18 protein-coding genes are annotated in these 21,687 nt (G+C 40.4%); 7 read left to right on the forward strand and 11 right to left on the reverse strand.

Annotated features, from left to right (window positions below; translation table 11 throughout):
* Positions 1-614: 614 nt before the first annotated feature.
* The 5 genes from qoxD to IHV12_RS18700 all read right to left on the reverse strand — a co-directional run bounded on the left by qoxD (position 615) and on the right by IHV12_RS18700 (position 6,380).
* The gene (qoxD, locus tag IHV12_RS18680) at positions 615-1,052 is read right to left on the reverse strand and encodes a cytochrome aa3 quinol oxidase subunit IV (protein WP_197191855.1); all 438 of its coding nucleotides are present in this window, start codon (positions 1,050-1,052) and stop codon (positions 615-617) included.
* A complete protein-coding gene (gene qoxC, locus IHV12_RS18685) occupies positions 1,045-1,665 on the reverse strand; it encodes a cytochrome aa3 quinol oxidase subunit III (protein ID WP_144704062.1) in 621 nt (206 codons plus the stop codon). Before qoxC ends, qoxD begins: the two co-directional genes overlap by 8 nt.
* Positions 1,666-1,679: 14 nt before the next feature.
* Positions 1,680-3,620 carry a cytochrome aa3 quinol oxidase subunit I gene (gene qoxB, locus IHV12_RS18690; RefSeq protein ID WP_197191856.1) on the reverse strand — a complete coding sequence of 647 codons (1,941 nt, stop codon included), beginning with the start codon at positions 3,618-3,620 and terminating at the stop codon, positions 1,680-1,682.
* Between the two features lie 18 nt (positions 3,621-3,638).
* Positions 3,639-4,619 (reverse strand): cytochrome aa3 quinol oxidase subunit II, encoded by a 981-nt coding sequence (gene qoxA / locus IHV12_RS18695; RefSeq protein ID WP_370568846.1) that lies wholly within the window; start codon positions 4,617-4,619, stop codon positions 3,639-3,641.
* Between the two features lie 408 nt (positions 4,620-5,027).
* Positions 5,028-6,380 (reverse strand): L-cystine transporter, encoded by a 1,353-nt coding sequence (locus tag IHV12_RS18700; protein ID WP_197191961.1) that lies wholly within the window; start codon positions 6,378-6,380, stop codon positions 5,028-5,030.
* Positions 6,381-6,756: 376 nt separating this feature from the next.
* Here IHV12_RS18700 and IHV12_RS18705 point away from each other — a divergent pair, with 376 nt between their 5' ends.
* Complete coding sequence (locus IHV12_RS18705) at positions 6,757-6,918, forward strand: hypothetical protein (RefSeq protein ID WP_186320646.1); 162 nt, start codon at positions 6,757-6,759, stop codon at positions 6,916-6,918.
* A gap of 140 nt (positions 6,919-7,058) precedes the next feature.
* A complete protein-coding gene (locus tag IHV12_RS18710; protein ID WP_197191858.1) occupies positions 7,059-8,615 on the forward strand; it encodes an ABC-F family ATP-binding cassette domain-containing protein in 1,557 nt (518 codons plus the stop codon).
* A gap of 41 nt (positions 8,616-8,656) precedes the next feature.
* On the opposite strand, the gene IHV12_RS18715 is transcribed toward IHV12_RS18710, so the two are convergent.
* The 3 genes from IHV12_RS18715 to IHV12_RS18725 form a co-directional block, all read right to left on the reverse strand.
* Positions 8,657-9,634: a nuclease-related domain-containing protein gene (locus IHV12_RS18715; RefSeq protein WP_197191859.1), complete on the reverse strand. Its 978-nt coding sequence runs from the start codon at positions 9,632-9,634 to the stop codon at positions 8,657-8,659.
* Positions 9,635-9,872: 238 nt separating this feature from the next.
* Positions 9,873-11,783 (reverse strand): ABC-F family ATP-binding cassette domain-containing protein, encoded by a 1,911-nt coding sequence (locus IHV12_RS18720; protein ID WP_197191860.1) that lies wholly within the window; start codon positions 11,781-11,783, stop codon positions 9,873-9,875.
* A 103-nt stretch (positions 11,784-11,886) separates the two neighbouring features.
* Positions 11,887-12,132 carry a hypothetical protein gene (locus IHV12_RS18725; protein WP_197191861.1) on the reverse strand — a complete coding sequence of 82 codons (246 nt, stop codon included), beginning with the start codon at positions 12,130-12,132 and terminating at the stop codon, positions 11,887-11,889.
* Between the two features lie 70 nt (positions 12,133-12,202).
* Here IHV12_RS18725 and putP point away from each other — a divergent pair, with 70 nt between their 5' ends.
* A complete protein-coding gene (gene putP / locus IHV12_RS18730; RefSeq protein WP_197191862.1) occupies positions 12,203-13,678 on the forward strand; it encodes a sodium/proline symporter PutP in 1,476 nt (491 codons plus the stop codon).
* Positions 13,679-13,718: 40 nt separating this feature from the next.
* On the opposite strand, the gene fni is transcribed toward putP, so the two are convergent.
* The 3 genes from fni to IHV12_RS18745 are packed head-to-tail and all read right to left on the reverse strand — an operon-like array spanning position 13,719 to position 16,371.
* Entirely contained in the window at positions 13,719-14,762 is a 1,044-nt protein-coding gene (gene fni / locus IHV12_RS18735) for a type 2 isopentenyl-diphosphate Delta-isomerase (protein WP_370568847.1), read from the reverse strand.
* The gene (locus tag IHV12_RS18740; RefSeq protein ID WP_197191864.1) at positions 14,722-15,267 is read right to left on the reverse strand and encodes a glycosyl-4,4'-diaponeurosporenoate acyltransferase; all 546 of its coding nucleotides are present in this window, start codon (positions 15,265-15,267) and stop codon (positions 14,722-14,724) included. The genes fni and IHV12_RS18740 overlap by 41 nt, the downstream gene beginning before the upstream one ends.
* Positions 15,268-16,371, reverse strand: a complete 1,104-nt coding sequence (locus IHV12_RS18745) for a glycosyltransferase (RefSeq protein ID WP_197191865.1) — start codon at positions 16,369-16,371, stop codon at positions 15,268-15,270.
* A 259-nt stretch (positions 16,372-16,630) separates the two neighbouring features.
* On the opposite strand from IHV12_RS18745, the gene IHV12_RS18750 reads away from it, so the two are divergent.
* The 4 genes from IHV12_RS18750 to IHV12_RS18765 are packed head-to-tail and all read left to right on the forward strand — an operon-like array spanning position 16,631 to position 21,586.
* Complete coding sequence (locus IHV12_RS18750; protein ID WP_197132565.1) at positions 16,631-18,136, forward strand: phytoene desaturase family protein; 1,506 nt, start codon at positions 16,631-16,633, stop codon at positions 18,134-18,136.
* Positions 18,137-18,138: 2 nt separating this feature from the next.
* Positions 18,139-18,978 (forward strand): carotenoid biosynthesis protein, encoded by an 840-nt coding sequence (locus IHV12_RS18755; protein ID WP_197191866.1) that lies wholly within the window; start codon positions 18,139-18,141, stop codon positions 18,976-18,978.
* A gap of 2 nt (positions 18,979-18,980) precedes the next feature.
* Complete coding sequence (locus IHV12_RS18760; RefSeq protein ID WP_370568849.1) at positions 18,981-20,090, forward strand: glycosyltransferase; 1,110 nt, start codon at positions 18,981-18,983, stop codon at positions 20,088-20,090.
* On the forward strand, positions 20,087-21,586 hold the full coding sequence (locus tag IHV12_RS18765) for a phytoene desaturase family protein (RefSeq protein WP_197191867.1): 1,500 nt from the start codon (positions 20,087-20,089) through the stop codon (positions 21,584-21,586). Before IHV12_RS18760 ends, IHV12_RS18765 begins: the two co-directional genes overlap by 4 nt.
* Positions 21,587-21,687: the final 101 nt, after the last annotated feature.

Consider the following 21,687-nt stretch of genomic DNA (forward strand, 5'->3'; position numbering starts at 1 on the left):
GATATTATCAAGGGTGTTTATTGTACGGAGTGTTTTTATTTGCCTGTGGTGCGAAAAAAAGCTGTTTGGCTTTGTCCTAAATGTTTGAATAAAAGTAAAGACCTTCACCTTTCTTCACTTTCTGATTATGTACTTTTGTTTGGGAAAAGCATCACTAATAAAAAGTTATGTGAGTTTCTGTGTCTTTCATCCAGACATACAGGGAAGCGACTACTTAATGAAATGAACTTACCTCATACTGGTGGAAAGAAAGGGAGAGTTTACACACTACCTGATCCGTATTGAGATTATTCATGAGTCGATGACAAACTTTTTAAATCGCTCACAAACTTCTGGAATCGCTCATAAACTTCTGGAATCGCTCATAAACTTCTCGAATCGCTCATAAGCTTCTCGAATCGCTTATAAACTTCCTGAATCGCTCATAAACTTCTCGAATCGCTTATAAACTTCCTGAATCGCTCATAAACTTCTCGAATCGCTTACAAACTTCTCAAATCGCTCACAAATCGACAATTGACTTAATACAAACACGTGCAAGAGCCAATAAACACAAAAAACCTCTTGCTAAAAGATCAATCCCTTAGCAAGAGGCTTTAACATACTAATTCTTATTAATGACTCCCATGATCACCGTGATCACCAGAATCACTTTCACTTCCGCCACCATGAGAACCGTGATCTTCATGATTCTCAGTGTCCGGTGCGTGCTGATGCTTATCGTGCTTCGCGTGACCTGCTGTCATAACCCAAACAGAACCGATTACGATAACAATCGCAACGAATGCTGCAAAGAGGATGTTACCGATCTGTACGCGGCTCGTCAGGTTACTCTTCGTTGAGTTCTCTGTTACGTGCATGAACATCAAGAGCTGAAGAGCAGCTTGTAGAAACGCAAAACCGAAAATGATAATTAAAATCCAAGTCATCGAAAGATCTGTTTCAAGCGCAATCCAAAGTGCGAATAGTGTCAGCACGATGGATAACACAAAACCGATTAAATGTTTCCACGGAAAACCGTGGTGTTCATTAGCTGCAGTTTTACTAGCCATTATGCATCACCATCCCCATCAGATAAACGGCTGTGAAGATAAAGATCCACACTACGTCTAAGAAATGCCAGTATAGACTGGTGATGAAAACTTTTGCAGATGTAGCTGGCGTTAAACCGCGCTTCGCTACTTGAATCAAGACCATCGTTACCCAGAAGATACCGAACGTTACGTGGGCACCGTGAGTACCGACAAGAACGAAGAATCCTGACCATGCTGCACTTGTACCAATATTAGCACCTTCATGAATGAAGTGTAAGAACTCTTCAATCTCAAAGTAAAGGAATCCAAGACCTAGACCTAAAGTGATGGCCATCCACGTGATCAAACCTTTTACATTTTGACGGCGCATCTCATGAACCGCAAGTCCACAAGTGAAACTACTTGTTAAGAGCAAGAAAGTTTGGATCAACAAACTCTTTACTTCAAAAAGTTCACCTGGTGATGGACCATCAGCGATACGATGTTCTAAAACCATATAAGTTGCAAATAATGTTGCGAACAACGCAATTTCTGCCCCGAGGAAAATCCAGAAACCGAGTATATTTAAACGCCCAGTCTCCGAACGATACTCTAAAGGCGTGTTGGGGTCGTGTGTTTCTGCATGTGCCATTTTTTCACGCCTCCTTATTTAGATATCTTTTCTGTTTCGATTACTTCTTCAACACTTACATAATAACCATCATCATACTCAAATGAACGATAGAACAATGTTCCAAACACACCGATTATTCCAGCGATCGCCATCCACATCCAATCGAATACCATTCCGAATCCGGCAACAAAGAAGAAGGATGCCATAATGAATGGAACACCAGAGTTACTTGGCATATGAATCGGTTTAATATCTTCAGCTTTTAACTTCTCAACTTTTCCAGCTTGCTTCTGTCTCCAGAAGTGATCAAGACCCGTTACTTCAGGAATCTTAGCAAAGTTATAGAATGGAGGCATTGCTGAAGGAGTAGACCATTCTAAAGTACGGCCATCCCAAGCATCTCCAGTTGTTTCACGCTTCGCGTAACGGAAGCTGTAGTACATGTTGTAAACAAGGATTAAGAACGCAATCCCCATCATGAATCCACCGATCGTAGATACAAAGTTCAATGGACCCCAGCCAGACTCTTCGCTGTACGTGTAAACACGACGTGGCATACCATCTAGACCAAGAAAGTATTGTGGGAAGAAACAAACGTTAAATCCGATTGTGAATACCCAGAATACCCATTTACCGATACGTTCGTTCAGTTTGTAACCAAACATCTTCGGATACCAGTAGATTAAACCAGCGAAACAAGCAAATACTGTACCTGCGATCAACACATAGTGAAAGTGAGATACTAGGAAGTATGTGTTGTGATACTGATAGTCAGCAGCTGCCATGGCTAGCATGACACCCGTAACCCCACCGATTACAAAGTTCACGATAAACCCAAGTGACCAAAGCATCGGGGTAGTAAATTGAATCTTACCCTTATACATCGTGAACAGCCAGTTGAAAATCTTAACCCCTGTAGGAATACCTATTACCATCGTTGTAACAGAGAATACCGAGTTGACTAATGCTCCTGAACCCATCGTAAAGAAGTGATGGACCCATACCAAGAAACTGTATCCTGCGATTAAAAGCATTGACCAGATCATGGCTTTGTAACCAAATAGCGTTTTTCTAGAGAACGTAGAGATGATCTCTGAGAACATACCGAATGCCGGTAGGATTACAATATATACCTCTGGGTGACCCCATAGCCAGAAAAGGTTCGCCCAAAGCATATCCATTCCAGCACCTTGCAGAGTAAAGAAATGGCTGCCGAATAAACGGTCAAACGTCATAAGTGCTAGTGCAACTGTAAGAATCGGGAAAGCGAAAATAATGATTACCATTGTTACTAGTGAAGACCAAGTGAACATCGGCATACGGAACAATGTCATTCCCGGTGCACGCATCTTAAGAATCGTAACTAAGAAGTTAATACCCGTTAAAAGCGTACCAATACCTGCGATCTGCAGACCGAGCAGATAGTAGTTCTGTCCAGGTCCTGGACTGAGCTCGTTACTCGCAAGCGGCATGTAACTCGTCCAACCTGCTGATGGAGATCCACCAATAACGAATGAGATGTTGAACAACATCGCACCAATAAAGAACGTCCAGAAACTAACTGCGTTTAAATATGGATAAGCTACGTCACGCGCTCCGATTTGCAATGGAACAACGACGTTAATCAAACCGATCAAGAACGGCATCGCCATGAAGATAATCATGATCGTACCGTGTGTTGTAAAGATTTCGTTATAATGCTGTGAGTCGAGGAACTTAGCCTCTGGAACCGCTAGCTGTGTACGCATTAAGAGGGCATCTACCCCACCGCGGAACAGCATCAATACAGCAGCAACAATATACATGATACCAAGCTTTTTATGGTCAACCGTTGTAAGCCATTCGTCCCACAACCATTTCCACTTTTTATATTTAGTAAGATAGAACAGGATACCCACCATCGTTAATACGATGGATGCGTCAGCACCATATATCATCGGGTCGCCTGTTACGAAAAATTCATCCCATTTCATATTGAAATGCCTCCTCTGTTAATGGGCATGAGAATCCCCATGAGACTCTGATTCTGATTCTTCCAGCTTCTTCATCTCTTCTTCACGCTTTTTCTTTTCTTCCTTCGCTGCTCTTGAGTGTGGAATCTTCTCTTCATAACCTAAGCGGTCGCGAGCATCTAACGCGTATTCAGCGTTTGTAGCATGGTCTACCCAATCTAAGTGAGTAGAAGAGAATGTCATTTCTTTCACGTGACCAGGAAGCATTAGCTTGTCATACTGCCCCTTTGTAAGTTCTGGAGCATCAGCCTTGGTTTCACTCGCCCATTTTTCAAACTCTGCATTAGACATAGCCATCACATCGAACGTATGATTAGTGAATCCTTCACCTGTGAAGTTGGAGTTACGTCCTTCATACGTGCCTTGCTCGTCAGCTTGCAGATAAAGCTCTGTCTCCATGCCAGCCATCGCATATTTCTGACCGCCTAACTGAGGTACCCAGAACGATGCCATCGAATCGGCAGAAGTAAGCTTGAACAAAACAGGACGATCTTCAGGAATGTGAAGATAGTTAACTGTTTCAATATTTTGCTCTGGATAAGAAAACATCCATTTCCAGTTTACAGATGTAGCATGGATCACCAATGGTTTTTGATCTTTAGACTCCTCTGGAGGCCCTTCTAAATAGTAAATACTCTTAACCGTTGGGATCGATAATGCAATAACAATGATAATAGGAATGATTACCCAAATCGCTTCAAGAAGATGACTTCCTTCATTATCTGGATCATAGCCTTTATGGTTTTTGCGATCACGATATTTATAAACAATAAAAGCAGTAAGTGCGTAAACAACTAGTAGGATAAATAACATAAACCAGATGGAATACATGATCAGATCCCTCTGTTCTGCTCCTACAGGTCCTTTTGGATCTAAAACAATCATATCGCTGCAGCCGCTAAGCATAAATACGGCCATCAATAACCCGAATGTAAAAAACGGCTTCAACCGTCGCATCACCAGGTCCACCTTCCTTTCTCTATTTACAAGCATTTACTTTTGCCTAATAAAAAACGAACCAAGAGTGATTATAGAGCATTGTGAATTAAATCACAATGTAAAACATAGGCAAAAATTTAAATGACAAAAACCTTTGCTTTCATAGTACCAGAATCCTAATAAATGTGACTCTATCCACAACAAATGTCACGATTACTTCAAATAAAGCTCACAACTTTATCACAGTTTTGACATAGAATGTTCACGATTTTGGAAGAGACTTCTTTCATTGGTAAAGAATCATGAGCTTTTTAAAAGTTCAGTTTTTACTTTTTACCCTAAATCCCACCAACGTACACCTGCCTATGTAAATTTTTCAAATAAAAAACGACCTTGCCCATATAGACAAGATCGCTCATTTTTTATATCTTATGCACTTACTTCAACTTGATTTTCGGTGTCATTGTAAACATTTGTATCAAGCTGATTTTGCACCTTACTTGTTAATAACCCTGATGTCATCGAACCACTTACGTTAACAGCGGTACGACCCATGTCGATTAATGGCTCAACTGAGATCAATAATCCTGCTAAAGCGATAGGAAGATCCATTGCGGAAAGTACAAGTATGGCCGCGAACGTTGCTCCACCACCAACACCTGCTACACCGAACGAACTTAGTGCTACGACTACTACAAGCGTCAACAAGAACGATGGAGACAACGGATCGATTCCAACTGTCGGAGCGATCATAACGGCTAGCATCGCTGGATAAATTCCAGCACATCCGTTTTGTCCGATCGAAAGACCGAATGAACCTGAGAAGTTTGCGATTCCGTCAGGCACACCCATGCTCTTTTGCGTACGAATATTTAACGGAAGTGCTCCTGCACTCGTACGAGAAGTGAAAGCAAAGGATAGTACCGGGAAAGATTTTTTCATATAAGTAATCGGATTTAATCCTGCAAATGTTAAAAGCAATAAGTGAATGCCGAACATGATTAACAAAGCTACATATGAAGCAATAACGAACTTACCTAGCTTTGCGATTGCATCCATATCACTCAGTGCAACTGTTTTTGTCATGAGCGCGAGAACCCCATACGGAGTTAGACGCAGAATCAACGTTACTACTCGCATGATAACCGCATAAAACGCATCAACAATCTTAGCAAAAAGCTCTGCATGCTCCTCTTGCTTACGTTTTACCCCTAAATAAGCAACGCCCAGGAATGCAGCAAAGATAACTACAGCGATTGTCGAAGTCGGACGAGCTCCTGTGAAATCTAAGAATGGGTTAGCAGGTAATAATGAAAGAACCTGTTGTGGAAGCGTCAGATCTTTTACCTCTGCAAACGTACCTTCCATCTGCTCACCACGAGCCGTTTCTGCATCTCCTTGCTCGATTTGCACCGCCTCGAGATCAAAAATCGTTGAAGTTGCAATTCCGACAACAGCTGCAATTGCAGTTGTACCTATTAATATACCGATAATCAATCCACTAAGTTTTCCGATATTTCCTTTTAAGTTCAGACGCGTAAACGCTGAAAGGATTGAAATAAATACAAGTGGTACAACGATCATTTTTAAGAACGTTACATAACCGCCACCGACTAGATTGAACCAGTCAGTCGATTTAGCAGCAACCTCAGAGTCTGCTCCATATCCGTACTGAAGTCCAAGTCCGAACAAAATCCCTAGACCGAGCCCCGTAAAAACACGCTTAGAGAAAGAAACGTGCTTTTTTTGCATGTAATACAAAACACCCAATAGTATAAGCATAATTGCAATATTCGATAAAACTAAACCAGTAGTCACCTACAAGCCCCCCTTTAGTTAACTAAATTAAATTAATACAATAAAACCTATCTGTCAAGTAGGGATTACGAGCAGGATATTTTTAGCAGCCACCTCCTCAAACAAAAAATGACAAGCTTTAATAAAAGTAAGCGAGTCATTAGTGTGTTTATGCTTTAGTCACAGGTGAAATATTTAGTTGTGATTCAGATATATTCAACTTAAAACTAAGATATGCTTGTTTTTGTAACAAATTCTTATGACTTGGTGCTAAATGTAATATCTTCGCGTGCTTTATTTCATTCATAAACACACCTCTTCATGGGCAAAATATTCTCTAAAGAGATGAGGAGTGAAAAATATGGCACGCGGAAAATCGTTTGAACATAAAAAGCAAGGTCATCCAGGAAGGTTTCCTGATAACACCCTTCAAAATCGCCTGGTTGAAAAGTCTGATGAAACAGATTCAGTGAACCTTGCAACAAAAGAAGCATTCAAGAACCGAACTGGTGAACAAGAATAGATCGTATCATGGCACTCTTGGAAAATCTTCCATGGGTGCTTTTTCTTTTATAAGATTACGTATGCACCTATTGAGTTCCTTCCCCATTCAATACTATAATCAAGAGGGTACAAATTACTGACAGAAAAGGTGTTATATAGATGAGTATTTTAACGGTGCAAGGCTTAAGCCATGGTTTCGGCGATCGTGCCATATTTAATGATGTTTCCTTCCGCCTGCTTAAAGGTGAGCACATCGGATTGATCGGTGCGAACGGTGAAGGTAAATCAACGTTTATGAATATTATTACAGGTAAATTAAAGCCTGATGAAGGTAAAGTAGAGTGGGCAAAAAAAGTTCGTGTCGGCTATCTTGATCAGCACACGGTCCTTCAAAAAGGCATGTCTATTCGCGATGTATTGAAAAGTGCATTCCAATACTTGCTCGACATGGAAAACGAAATGAACAGCATGTACGAAAAAATGGGTGAAGCAACACCTGAAGAGCTTGAAAAGATGCTTGAAGACGTTGGTGTCATTCAAGATACATTAACAAACAACGACTTTTACGTGATCGATGCAAAAGTTGAAGAAATCGCGCGCGGACTTGGTCTTGATGATATCGGTCTAGATCGTGACGTACATGATTTAAGTGGTGGACAGCGTACGAAAGTATTGCTTGCTAAGCTTTTATTAGAAAAGCCAGAGATTCTATTGCTGGATGAGCCAACAAACTATCTGGATGAACAGCATATCGAGTGGCTGAAGCGTTATTTGCAGGAGTACGAAAATGCGTTCATCTTAATTTCGCATGATATTCCTTTCTTAAACAGCGTAATCAACTTGATCTATCACATGGAAAATCAAGAGTTGAACCGTTATGTAGGAGATTACGATCACTTCAAATCCGTTCATGAGATGAAAAAATCTCAATTGGAAGCTGCGTTTAAGCGTCAACAGCAAGAGATTGCCGGATTGAAGGATTTCGTTGCACGTAATAAAGCACGTGTTTCCACTCGAAACATGGCAATGTCTCGACAGAAGAAACTCGATAAAATGGATGTTATTGAACTAGCCAAAGAAAAGCCAAAGCCAGAGTTCAACTTTAAAGAAGCTCGCACGCCAAGCAAACTGATCTTTGAAACGAAAGATCTTGTTATCGGATATGACGAGCCACTTTCTAAACCGTTGAACCTGCGTATGGAACGTGGTCAAAAAATTGCTTTAGTCGGTGCGAACGGTATCGGTAAAACGACATTGCTAAAAAGTATTCTTGGTGAGATCACGCCTGTTTCAGGTTCCGTTGAGCGCGGTGAAAACCTAGAGATCGGTTACTTCGAGCAAGAAGTAAAGTCAGCGAACTATAATACATGTATCGATGAACTCTGGAGCGAGTTTCCTGGTTTCTCTCATCATGAAGTTCGTGCTGCTCTTGCGAAGTGTGGTCTAACAACTAAACATATCGAGAGTAAAGTTGAAGTGCTTAGTGGTGGAGAAAAGGCAAAGGTTCGTCTTTGTAAACTTATCAATCACGAAAACAATGTTCTTGTTCTTGATGAGCCGACAAACCATTTAGACGTAGAAGCAAAAGACGAGTTAATGCGTGCACTGAAGACTTTCAAAGGCAGTGTGCTGTTGATCTCCCATGAACCCGAATTTTATAAAGAAGTGGCAAATGACGTCTGGAACTGTGAAAGCTGGACTACTAAAGTGTTTTAATTCTGAGACCCTCACATTGGTGGGGGTTTTTATTATGTAGATTATTTGGGCAGAGGGATGGTATAGGTTGCTGCTTTTCTTGAGCCGGTCGGTTTTAAATCCATAGCACGGAGAATTTTATACATGCTAGTCGAGGAATTAAGATGCAAAAAACTTCGTAATTCTTCATTTTTAATCTGAGGATTTATCAAGAGTGCATAATCATAAATTGCTTTTATATGCGCATCAGCATTCTTGTTGGAACATGTTAAACAAATCCAGTGTCTAATTGCTCTTTTCATAGGTAAGTTACCACAATTAGGGCAAATAACTCCTGTAGCTAAATCCTCTTTTTTTATCTCATATTGTTTTAAAACATCTATATTTATCTTTTTATGATTCGTTATCAAAATTTTACTCAATTTTTTTATATCTTTTTGAGATAAATAATGTCGTGTATTATTTTCCGTTAAACGCTGAACCGTCCGAATCAAGTCTTTGCCTCTAACAATTTTATTATGACTTTTCTTATATGAAGGAGAAATTTTTATAACTGAGTGAATGTTTGTTATTACAACCAAATAAAAGATAGGGATATCAGCAAACTTATGAGAGGAAAGCCACTCCTTAAAACATGAAGCTTGAAATTCAACTTGTATAATCGGATCAGGAAAAGCTTCTTCAATTCCGTTTCTGGTGCGAATTACTTGGTTGAATTGATGGTCAAAATACAGGTTTCCTATTAAGTTCTTCACTTCAATTATTAAACAATAGTGTGGAGTTATGATGAGAGAATCAAGCTGGAAGTAAAGTGTCTTCGTTTTATCTCTGGGGAGCCTTAAATCGTGGAAAATATAATAGTTTTCTTGAGGTAAATCAGTTAAATGATAATCAAGAGACTTCTCTCCATTAAACCCAGCATTAAATTTCGCCCTATCACTTAGAATATCTGGTTTTTTGGGGAGATTAAGAGGCATTCTTTCTAATAATGAATCTAGTTTGAAAAGTGTTAATGGTTTTGTTCTTTCTTTTACTATCAAATCATCACCTCACGCTTAATTTCCTTATAAAAATTCAACAATTGCCACTAATTTCCCTCTCATGACAAGGAGAATTTTTTTTATAAGTCCTCATCATGATTTATAAGTCTTCAAAAAAATTTATAAGTCCTCAAAGGATTTTATAAGTCCTCAAAAATTTTTATAAGTCTTCATCCCAATTCTCCGCTTTTACAGTGTAAAAAACACCTCCTGCTAACAGCAAGAGGTGCCCACCCAATCAACTATCCAACTCTTCCACTAACAGAGAAAGCTCTTCCCATCGTTCCATCGCAGCTTCAAGCTCGCTCTCCACTTTCTTCTGCTCAGCCATAAGCTCGCTGATCTTGCCAAAATCGCTGCCAGCAGCGACGATCTCAGATTCAATCTGCTCTTTTTTCTCTTCTAAGTTCATGATTCGTTCTTCAATCGTATCCCAATCTTGTTGATCTTTGTACGACAGCTTTTTCTTCTTTTCCTTACGGTGTGGTGTAGCGGGTTCAGTAACCTCTACAGAAGAGGCTTCTTTCTTCACCGCAGCAGCCATTTCATCACGCTCTTTTTTCTCATCCATGTAGTCCGTATAGCTGCCTTGAAACCTTACAACCTCTGCGTTCCCTTCGAATGCGAGAAGATGATCGACAACCCGGTCTAAAAAGTAGCGGTCATGAGAAACCGTCAACACTACACCAGGAAAATTTTCTAAATACTCTTCTAAGATCCCTAAAGTTTGAATGTCCAAATCGTTTGTTGGTTCATCCAAAAACAGAACGTTCGGCTCTTCCATTAACACTTTTAGCATGTACAAGCGGCGTTTCTCTCCACCTGATAACTTCCGAATATACGTATATTGCATATAGCGAGGAAACAGGAAACGTTCGAGCATCTGTTCAGCTGTAATCGACAGGCCATCTACTGTCGTGATGACCTGTGCCGTTTCTTTGATATAATCGACAACCCGCAAGTTGCCGTCGAGTTCTTCGTGATCTTGTGTGTAGTAGCCAATCTTAACCGTTTCCCCTACTTCAACAGAACCAAAATCAGGAGTCATTCTACCTGCTAACATATTTAACAAAGTAGTTTTCCCGCTTCCGTTCGGTCCGATAATTCCAAGTCGTTCACCCGGAACGATCAGATAGTCGAGGTTTTTAACTAGCTCTTTTCCATCAAAACTTTTACTCAACCCTTCAACTTCAATCACTTTTTTACCAAGTCGTTGAGACCCGATCGCAAATTCAACAGAGCCCTTAACTGCTGGACCAGTTTCTTCCTGCAAACTCTCTACACGTTGAATTCTAGCTTTTTGTTTTGTCGTTCGTGCTTTTGCACCACGGCGCAACCAGGCTAACTCGCGGCGTAGAGTATTTTGCCGCTTATCTTCGTTCTGCAGAGCGATTTCTTCTCGTTCAGCTTTTTTCTCCAAGTATGTTTCGTAATTTCCCTCATATACATAAAGTTTTCCATTATCGAGCTCGAAGATATTGTTAGTTACACGGTTTAAAAAATACCGGTCATGGGTAACCATCAGTAAGGCGCCTTTATAGTTTCCTAAGAATGTTTCTAGCCATTCAACTGTTTCATTATCAAGATGATTTGTTGGCTCGTCCAAAATGAGCAAATCAGCAGGTTGAATGAGTGCTTTTGCAATCGCTACTCGCTTCTTTTGTCCACCGCTTAAATGCTTCAATTGACGAGAAAAATCACGAAGACCAAGCTTAGTAAGCACTGTTTTCGCGATGGTGTTTGCTTCCCATGCCTCATTTTCATCCATCTTTTGCTGACTGTTCATCAAACGCTTCAGCTTCTTTTCGTTGGACGGATCCGATTCCAGATCGAGTAAGGCTTGCTCATATTCACGCATCGTCTTCATGATGAGAGAATCTCCATAATAAATCTGGTCTAAAACGGATAACTCTTCATCAAGTTCTGGCTCTTGGGCCACATATTCGATCTGAAATGAATTCGCATGTGACAGCGTACCTCGCTCAGCTGGTTCGAATCCTGCTATTGCTTTCAATAATGAAGACTTACCGGTTCCGTTCGGGCCGATGAGGCCAATTCTTTGCTTGTCGCTGATTGAAAAAGTGATATTGTCAAACAGCGTTTTTTCACCATATGTTTTATATAAATTTTCAACTAATAAAATACTCAAAACCATATCATTCCTTAGGCTAATGTCTTTGTTTTCTATTGTATCTTAACCGTGTCAGAATAGCATCTCTCGGTTATGATTTGCATTCTTTTTGGAATTTTTGTTATAGTGATAAACATGTTCTGAAAAGAAGTGGGCACGTTTTTTGCTCAAAACGGATGCCACCTATTTTCAATTCACACATCGGCTTTGCTTTTTTCTTGTAGTTGATGCTGGGTTTATTTAATCCAGCAAGTTTTTTAAATGCGTTTTTCGACCGCGCTTTTGACTTCAAGTTTTTTTCTGCTATTCCCCGCAAGCTCTTTTTGCAAATAAAAAGCTCTAAGAAACAACCTGCCAACTTTTTCATAAACAAGTCATCCGTTGAGCAAACTAACATGACCCATTTCATGAAAAAAGAAAAGGAGAGAAATTTTTACATGCAAACAGGAGTTATTATTTCTTTAGTTATTTACATGGCCGGTATGCTTTATATCGGGTACTGGGCTTACAAAAAAACATCTGATTTAAATGACTACATGTTAGGTGGACGAGGACTAGGTCCTGCTGTTACTGCACTTTCAGCTGGCGCATCTGATATGAGTGGTTGGATGATGATGGGTATTCCGGGTGCGATGTTCACTGACGGAATAAGCAGTATTTGGATCGCTGTTGGACTCACGATTGGTGCATATTTAAACTATCTTCTAGTAGCACCCCGTCTTCGTACGTATACAGAAGTTGCGGATGATTCCATTACGATTCCTGATTATCTTGAGAATCGCTTTAATGATACACAGAAAATTCTACGTATCGTTTCAGGGCTCGTTATCATTATCTTCTTTACACTTTATGCATCTGCTGGACTTGTTTCTGGTGGTAAGCTGTTTGAAAGTGCATTCGGTACAACTTATCTAACTGGTATGTTGATTACGGTTGGGGTAGTTGTAGCTTATACACTATTTGGTGGATTCCTTGCAGTAAGTTGGACGGATTTCGTTCAAGGCTGTATCATGTTCATCGCTTTAATCTTAGTGCCAATCGTTGCATTTACAGACATTGGTGACTCACAAACAGTAATTGACACAATTCGCGGTGTTGATCCATCCCTTCTTCAAGTATCAAAAGGATTGACCACTCTTGGATTAATCTCTTTACTAGCTTGGGGATTAGGTTACTTCGGTCAACCACATATTATTGTTCGTTTTATGGCTATCACATCTGTTAAAGACATTAAAACAGCAAGAAGAATCGGTATGAGCTGGATGATCATCTCTCTTATCGGTGCTTCTCTTACAGGATTGATTGGTGTAGCTTGGTTTGCTAGAGAAGGAAGAGAACTTGCTGATCCTGAAACAGTATTTATCGAATTTGCGAATCTGTTATTCCATCCGCTGATTACTGGTTTCTTATTAGCTGCCATACTAGCTGCAATCATGAGTACCATCTCATCTCAGCTGTTAGTAACTTCGTCTTCTGTGACAGAAGACTTTTACAAGCAATTCTTAAAGAAGGATGCTTCTCAGAAAGAACTTGTTATGATCGGACGTATTGCGGTACTAATTGTAGCTGTAATTGCAGTATTGTTGTCCTTGAACCCTAGTGATACTATTCTTAGCCTTGTAGGCTATGCATGGGCTGGATTTGGTTCAGCATTTGGACCACTCGTCCTATTAAGCCTGTTCTGGAAGAAGATGACGAAGTGGGGAGCTCTAGCAGGTATCATCGTTGGTGCTGTAACAGTTCTTACTTGGGTTCAGTTCCCTGATTTAAAAGAACAAGTGTATGAAATGATCCCTGGATTCTTCTTAAGCTTAATCGCCATTATTATTGTAAGCTTATTAACGAAAAATCCATCTAAAAAGGTTCAAAACCAATTTGATGATATGGAAGAAACACTTGATGAATTAAAATAAATACAAACAAAAGCGTTCCTGACTACTCAGGAGCGCTTTTTTAAATTTTCTTTATGAGTCGATCTGAATGTGCAAGTTCTTCTATACGACTAGCACCTATACCAAACATAGCTGCACGCATCTCAAATTCGATTCGTTCCATCTGTATGAGCAACGCTTCAACATCATTTTCTACAGCTGATGGCAGTAGCAGCCTTCCAAAACCAGCAAGATTAGCACCTAGAGCAATCGTTTTTGCAGCATCAACACCGTTTTTTAGTCCTCCACTTGCGATCAAGGGAATATCAAAATTGTTCTTTCTCACAGCAAGAATACTTTCAGCAGTCGGCAGTCCCCAATCTAGAAAAGCTTCAGCAGCTTCTTTTCGAATGCTGTCGTTTGAACGATAACTTTCTACTTGTATCCATGACGTTCCACCTGCTCCAGCTACATCAATGAACTGAATACCTGCGGATGTAAGGCGATCTGCCGTTTTTTCGTCGATACCCATTCCTACTTCTTTCACACCGACTGGCACATGAAGAGAATTTGCGATTCCTTCAATTTTAGATAGTAAATGAGAGAAGTTCGTATCGCCTTCTGGCTGAAACACTTCCTGTAACGTGTTTAAGTGCAGTACAAGCATATCTGCTTCAGCCATCTCCACTGCTTTTTTACATTGAACTGCCCCAAAGTCATAATTCAGCTGAACCGCTCCGATGTTCGCGATAATCGGAATATTAGGAGCATACTTTCGAATCTGAAACGTATAGGCAAGATCCTCGTTCTCTACCGCTGCTCTCATTGAACCGAGGCCGATCGCCCATCCCTTTTCTTCGGCAGCCATAGCTAAATGTTGATTGATTTGATAGGCGGTATCTGTTCCACCAGTCATGGAAGAAATCAAAAAAGGCGTCCTCATCGTTTTATTTAAAAATGTAGTTGAAAGCGTAATTTCATCGAATGATAATTCAGGCAGTGCGTTGGGTACGAACCGATAGCTTTCAAGCCCTGTCGTGATGTTCTTACCTTCCACATCTTCATTCAAGCTAATTCTAATATGTTCAGTTTTCCGCTTTTCCGTAAGGTCCTTCGAAATATCCAACAACTTTCCTCCTCTTTCGTTCAAGCGTCTTGTTCTTAAGGTTCAGGATTCGAATCAGTCTGAACCTGTTATATCTCTGGATAAATATAAAAGGAAGATTGAACAGAACGGCATACAGAATCATGATGTTGCCGATCCAAACAGGGTTCCATAAGAAAAACAACAAAGCTGGTGGCATGGAAAGCCAATGCGTTAGTTCTGCACGACGTGTTTCTGCTAAAAAACGGGCTAGATACTCTAGGGAATCACCCTCCAGTGTTTTCTTAGCGAAACCTCCCCGATAAAAATCTCCACCATCAGGCAGTATCGTTTTCCATTTGCGTATTCCTATTTTTTCATACCATACTCCACTGTTTTCCCAGCCAAAAGCCGTATCCCATCTACTCTCTTTCGTGAAGGAAGAAAAAGGAATTCGATGAATGATATAAGCTACAGTTAAATGAAAGATGAGCCAGGCAAGAATATTGATCGTTACCGTCCAAAACGGAGAAAGTTCAATCAGCATTTACGCATCTCCTTTTTCAGAAACCGAGATTTCTCTACCTTTCCACTTTACTTCTTTTTTGATCATACTCAAAATAAAAGACCAGATGTACACTAAAGAAAAAAACAAGAAGTGAAACGGGTGTGATAGAGCTGAAAGTATTGAATTCGTTCCTATTTTCTTCATTAAGGTCTTAATCTGAATCGCAAAAAGCAGATAGAAGATTCCCCACATCAAAACTTCGTTGATTTCTTGAACCAACAAGAAAGGAAGCTGAATGGCTAGACTTATTCCGCCTGTTATCCATGCTACTGTCAGCACTAAGGGCAGGAGAGGCGTTTTGGCTGAACCAAGTGCAAAACTTTTACACCATCCGAAAAATAATGCTGTTAGACCTTCTGAATACATTCTGAAATAAACCGCCTTGTATCCTGAGAAACAAGTAACGTTTACATCTTGATTCATAGCCACTCTTCCCATTTCCATATGTTCAAGAACTTGGTGCTTAATCCCTTCATGGCCACCAATCTCTGTATAGGTTTTTCTATCGATCATTAAGCACGGACCAAACGCACCAGCAGGTTTTTTACGAAAGAGTGTAAAACATTGCATGGCCGCCATTACGATAATGTTAAATAGAGAAGATAATTTTTCTCGTGCACTCTTCATCTGATGAAAAGGCTGGACACTGATCAATCCCCTGTTTCTTTCCCATTCACCACATAAGCGTTCAATTCCGTCTCTCTCAATTTCTAAATCTGCATCTAAAAATAACAATAGAGAACCTGTTGCATATTTTGCTCCATTCCAGCATGCCCATGGTTTTCCAAGCCAACCGATCGGAAGACGCTCTGGTTTCACAACAGTTACACCAAACTGGTGAGCGACTTCTTCTGTTCGATCATCAGAATCATCGTTAACAACAATTACTTCATGAAGTTTCATACTTTGGTTACTCAACGTCGGTAATAAATTTTTTAAGTTTGCTTCCTCATTCCTTGCGGGAATAATAACTGAAACAGAGTGTGGTTCATAAGGAGTTTTATCACTTAGAGCGCGAATATTCCATAGCATGAACCATCCACAAAGCCACATGATTGATAGATACAAAATGGTAGAAAGCATGTCGACTGTCTCCTTTAGAAAATAAGTTGTAGTTACAGCTTGGGCTTTGTATTCTTTTTTCAAACAATTCTTAAAAAAAGAGGAGTTTTTATATTCAGTCAAGAACTGAAAATAAAGAATGACTTTCTGAATATGTTGAAAAAGCGTTCAATAATTTTACAATGGTTGTACATAAACTATACAATACAGAGGAACAGTCGTACAGCAACAGCTAAGAAACAACCTTAACCTTTCATTCCCAATACCGAGGAGGATTTTGATGAAGAAAAAAGTGTTAGTTGTAGGCGGCGGACTTGGAGGACTATCAGCAGCTCTTCGATTAGCAGCTGATGGACACGAGGTAACTGTACTCGAAAAAAATGAACGAATTGGCGGCAAATTGAATCAGCGTTCTGGAAAAGGCTATACCTTTGATACAGGGCCTTCCATCTTAACCATGCCATGGGTGCTTGAACAGCTATTTGAATCTGCTGGAAAGAACATCCACGATTACATAAACATCCAGCGTATCGAGCCACAGTGGAGAACGTTCTTTGAAGATGGCACGGTTATTGATGTGACGAGCGACCTGCCAGAGATGCTGAAAGAAATCAGTAAAGTAAATCCGCAAGATGCTGCTTCGTTCTTTAAATATCTGGATTATTGCAGCCAAATGTACGAACTTAGCATGAAGAGTTTTTATAAGAAAAGTTTAACTGGATTAAACGATCTGCGCACTCTTCACAGCTTTAAAGAGCTTCTTGCGATGGATCCTGTAAAATCAATGGACCAAGCAACGAAAAAGTTCATTAAAGACAAACACCTTCAACAACTATTTAATTTCTTCATCATGTATATCGGTTCCTCCCCTTATCAGGCACCAGCTGTTCTTTCTCAGTTGATACACGTTCAGCTCGGCCTTGGTATTTATTATGTGGAAGGCGGAATGTACAAAATTGCTGAATCGATCTTAAGTGTTTTAAACGAATATAACGTTGATGTTCGAACGAATCAAAAAGTAGTAGGTATCTTAACAGAAGGCACTACGGCTAAAGGAGTAAAGCTTGAGAACGGCGAAGAGATGTATGCAGATATTGTTGTTTCTAACTTAGAAGCGATACCAGCATACAAGACACTTCTCTCAAATCATCCGCAAGCTAAAAAAGCAGCAGAAGATCTAAGTAAATACGAACCTACTGTTTCTGGTCTCGTCTTATTGCTTGGAGTCGATAAAAAGTATGATGAATTTGCGCATCACAACTTCTTCTTCTCTCAAAGTGGGGAAAGAGAATTTGATCAAATCTTTAATACTGGTATTCTTGCAGATGACCCTACAGTCTATGTGGGAATCTCATCAAAAACGGATCCGACTCAAGCACCTGAAGGTAAAGATAACTGGTTCGTCCTAACGCATGTACCACCTCTTAAAGAAGGCGAAACGTGGGAAAGCAACCTTGAAAGCTATCGTGAGCTTGTCTTGAACAAACTTGAGCGCATGGGAGCTAAAGACCTACGCCAGCACGTGGAGTGGGAATACACTTTTACACCTGACACTTTAAAAGAACTGTACGGACCGAACGGAGGATCTATCTACGGCATTCGAACAGACCGTAAGATGAACGGCGGATTTAAGATTCCGAGCAGAAGCAATCAGTTTACAAATCTATATTTCGTAGGCGGTTCTACACACCCTGGCGGAGGCGTTCCAATGGTAACACTATCTGGACAGCTGACAGCTGATTTAATAGGGGAAGATTTAAAAAATGTTTCAAAGGAGATCGGGTAATATTGCAACCAGCACAGCAGCATGGCACCATCGATAAAGTACTTTTTCGGTTCTTTATCTTTTGGTACAGCGTAGGATTAATACTTCTTGTTTTTGATATTCTTCCTCCTTCTCTGGAGTGGGCAAACAGCGTGTTTCTAATCGCATGCGGTGTTCTTGGAGGATTTTACTTTTATCGAACTTACGGTAACTTTGGCGTTGTTTTTACATTATTTGTTCTGTTTGGAAGTATCGTAGCTGAAAGTATCGGCGTCAAAACCGGCCTGATTTTCGGCCACTATAATTATAGCGATCAGCTCGGTTTACAATGGTTGGGTGTTCCTGTTGCCATCGGATTCGCGTGGGTGATGATTATCGCTGTCTCACACGCGATCGCTGGTGGAATCGTTAATCCATATAAAGGTCAAACAGCGATAAAACTTCCACTCTATGTCGTTACAGGTGGTCTGATCGCTGTTGTCATGGATGGGATTATCGATCCTGTCGCTTACCTTGTTAAAGGTTACTGGTTCTGGGATGGCTCAGGGATGTATTACGGAATACCGTTGCAGAATTTTGTTGGCTGGTTTCTTTTGGCTAGCTTCTTTCATATCGTTTTAGTTACAGGATTGAACATTACAAAAAAAACAGCAACCACTCCGCATCCTTATTGGCATTCTCGTACGGTCGCTGTGTTTTTAATGGTCACGAGCATGTTTGTGGTACTAGGATTAACATCAGAGCTGTATCTAGCTTCAATCGGTGTGACTCTCGCTAGTATCGTCTTGTTGAGTTTATATCGCATTAACAATAAACCACTTTCTCTAAATCGCAGTATAGCTTACAGCCCGGGGAAAAGGTGATAATGATGATTCTCTTATTTATTGCAGCTGCCATTCTCTTTTTAGCGGCAACCCTATTAAATAGTCTCTTTTTACCCTCTCTAAAAAAGCCCTCTTTACGGGCTACTCATTCAGAGAGGGTTGCTGTTTTTGTACCGATGCGTAATGAAGAGAATAACGTAGCTGGTCTTGTTAGCACTTTAAAAGGACTGACTCATCGTCCTATATCTTTTACCATATTGGATGATCATTCAGATGATGAAACCTATAACTTGCTGTTGAAGCACATTGATAACGATAGCCGTTTTACTGTTCTTCAAGGAAAGAAGCTTCCTGCCGGTTGGGCTGGTAAAGTTCATGCCTGTCACCAGCTTAGTCAAAGTGCCACAGGTGATTACCTTTTGTTTATCGATGCGGACGTTCGCCTCCATCCTCATACGATCGAGACTTCACTAACACTATTAAAAAAGCGGAAAGCTAGTCTATTGTCTGGATTTCCAAAGTTTCCTGTAACTTTGTTTTTTGAGAAGCTGATTGTTCCTCTACAGCATTTTGTTATCCTTTTTCATCTTCCGCTTCTTTTTGCGAACTTTACAAAATGGCCACCCGCAACAGCTGCACATGGTGCGTTCATGTTGTTTAAGAGTAAGGATTATCATGCTATAGGTGGTCATGCTAGCATTAAGGATTCTTTAGTTGATGATGTAGATTTGGCTAAAGCTATGAAGCGAGGGCGTCATGAAGTTGTACTCGCGAACGTAACGAAATATGTATCGTGTTTCATGTATCACAGTAATAAAGAAGTGTGGAACGGCTTTACAAAAAACCTGTTTCCTGGATTAGGTCGTTCCATCTTTCTTGTAATTTTTTTATCTGTTTTTTACACCGTATTTTACATAGCACCTTTGTTTTTCTTCATATACGGTATACTCACTGAGCAATTTTTATGGCTGCTGCCTTATTTGATCACGGTCATCCAAAAAGCTTATGTCGACCTCTTCACGGGACAAAAAGCTTACCTTGCCTTCACCATGCCGTTATCTGCATTAGGGTTGGTCGTGCTTGTGAATGCATCGATGTGGAAAGCACTGAAAAAGCAAGGCTACGAATGGAAAGGACGTTCTTATCAATGAGAAAAATCGCAATTGTCGGCGGCGGCCTTGGCGGATTATCTGCAAGTATCTCTCTTGCTAGTAACGGTTGTGAGGTTCATGTATATGAAAAAAACGAGCATTTTGGCGGGAAGCTGATGCCCGTATCTTTAGGTACTCACACGTTTGATTTCGGACCGAACACCATCACGATGCCTCAAATATTTGACGAAGTGTTTCAGGATGCCGGTGAAGATCCTAGAAACTATTTTGAGTGGATTAAATTAGATACGCATACTCGAAATATTAGCAGCCACGGTGAAATTTTTGAGATGTCGACTGATGTGGATCATGTGATGAATCAATTAAAAGAACTTGATCCCTATGCGGCACAACGATATTCAGATTACCTTGCAGAAGTGACTCGTTTGTATCATCTAGCAGAGAAAGAGTTTTTCCCTAGGACTTTTACGAGTATGAAAGATTATCTTTCCCCCTCACTTTTTAATGCTTTTACAAAAGTGAGACCACTGCAATCTATGGACAGCTTTCATCGTAAATATTTTAATCATCCGCTATTGCTGCAAACCTTTAACCGGTATGCCACTTACATAGGTTCATCCCCCTTTCAGGCACCTGCTACATTCTCTCTAATTGCTTATCTAGAGATGATTCAAGGTGTTTATTACGTAAAAGGTGGCAACGTAAAAATCGCAGAAAGTATGGTGCGCCTAGCAGAAAAGCTTGGGGTTCATTTACATGCAGGGGTAGAAGTTACAAAAATAAGCGTTATGGATGCTGAAGCAAAATCTCTGGTCCTTTCAAACGGAGAAGAAGTTACGTTCGATGCTGTCGTAATGAACGGAGATCTGCTCGAAGCGTATCCTAAGCTCGTAGAAGAACGCTACAGACCTTCTATGAAAAATAAAAAAGTCGAGAGCTACTCTCCTTCCATTTCTGCGTTTGTTCTCTTAGTCGGCTTAAACAAACGGTTAGATAACCTATTGCATCATCAAGTGTATTTCTCAAATGATTATAAACGTGAGTTCGAAATGTTATTCAACGGAGAATACCCTGATGACCCAACCATCTATATTTCAAATTCATCTGTAACCGATCCATCCGTCTCCCCTGATGGAGATAACCTGTTTATATTGGTTAACGCACCACCTATAAAAGCTGCTGCTTCTAAAAGTCTTGATACGTACGAGCGATACAGAGATTTAGTATATGACCGTCTAGAGACGTTCGGTCTACAGATCAGGCCGCATATCATGCTTGAGAAGATGATAACCCCACACGACATACAAGCTAAGTTTGGAGCTTTTAAAGGGGCATTATATGGTATATCAGCGAATGAACGTAAGAATACGTTCTTACGCCCTTCTAACCGCTCTAAAGACATCAGCAATTTGTATTTCGCTGGAGGTACAACCCATCCTGGTGGCGGCTCCCCAATGGTCATCATGAGCGGGCGTAACGTCGCCCGCGAACTGCTGAAGGGACTAAAGGGGTCAGTCCCCAAACAATTATCATAAATCAATAAAAACGAGCAAACACCCTAGGCGTTTGCTCGTTTTTAAATTCATCTTTCATATTACTTCCATTTTGTGGTACACTAATTTTTAAAAATATTGGG

The sequence above is a fragment of the Fictibacillus sp. 7GRE50 genome, from assembly GCF_015903875.1.
GTDB classification, from domain to species: Bacteria; Bacillota; Bacilli; order Bacillales; family Fictibacillaceae; genus Fictibacillus; species Fictibacillus phosphorivorans.

Excerpts from the sequence above, each read along its gene's own strand:
- qoxD (WP_197191855.1), bottom strand. The coding sequence starts at position 1,052 with ATGGCTAGTAAAACTGCAGCTAATGAACACCACGGTTTTCCGTGGAAA.
- qoxC (WP_144704062.1), bottom strand. The coding sequence starts at position 1,665 with ATGGCACATGCAGAAACACACGACCCCAACACGCCTTTAGAGTATCGT.
- qoxB (WP_197191856.1), bottom strand. The coding sequence starts at position 3,620 with ATGAAATGGGATGAATTTTTCGTAACAGGCGACCCGATGATATATGGT.
- IHV12_RS18700 (WP_197191961.1), bottom strand. The coding sequence starts at position 6,380 with ATGCTTATACTATTGGGTGTTTTGTATTACATGCAAAAAAAGCACGTT.
- IHV12_RS18705 (WP_186320646.1), top strand. The coding sequence starts at position 6,757 with ATGGCACGCGGAAAATCGTTTGAACATAAAAAGCAAGGTCATCCAGGA.
- IHV12_RS18710 (WP_197191858.1), top strand. The coding sequence starts at position 7,059 with ATGAGTATTTTAACGGTGCAAGGCTTAAGCCATGGTTTCGGCGATCGT.
- IHV12_RS18725 (WP_197191861.1), bottom strand. The coding sequence starts at position 12,132 with ATGAAAAAGTTGGCAGGTTGTTTCTTAGAGCTTTTTATTTGCAAAAAG.
- putP (WP_197191862.1), top strand. The coding sequence starts at position 12,203 with ATGCAAACAGGAGTTATTATTTCTTTAGTTATTTACATGGCCGGTATG.
- IHV12_RS18740 (WP_197191864.1), bottom strand. The coding sequence starts at position 15,267 with ATGCTGATTGAACTTTCTCCGTTTTGGACGGTAACGATCAATATTCTT.
- IHV12_RS18745 (WP_197191865.1), bottom strand. The coding sequence starts at position 16,371 with ATGCTTTCTACCATTTTGTATCTATCAATCATGTGGCTTTGTGGATGG.
- IHV12_RS18750 (WP_197132565.1), top strand. The coding sequence starts at position 16,631 with ATGAAGAAAAAAGTGTTAGTTGTAGGCGGCGGACTTGGAGGACTATCA.
- IHV12_RS18760 (WP_370568849.1), top strand. The coding sequence starts at position 18,981 with ATGATGATTCTCTTATTTATTGCAGCTGCCATTCTCTTTTTAGCGGCA.
- IHV12_RS18765 (WP_197191867.1), top strand. The coding sequence starts at position 20,087 with ATGAGAAAAATCGCAATTGTCGGCGGCGGCCTTGGCGGATTATCTGCA.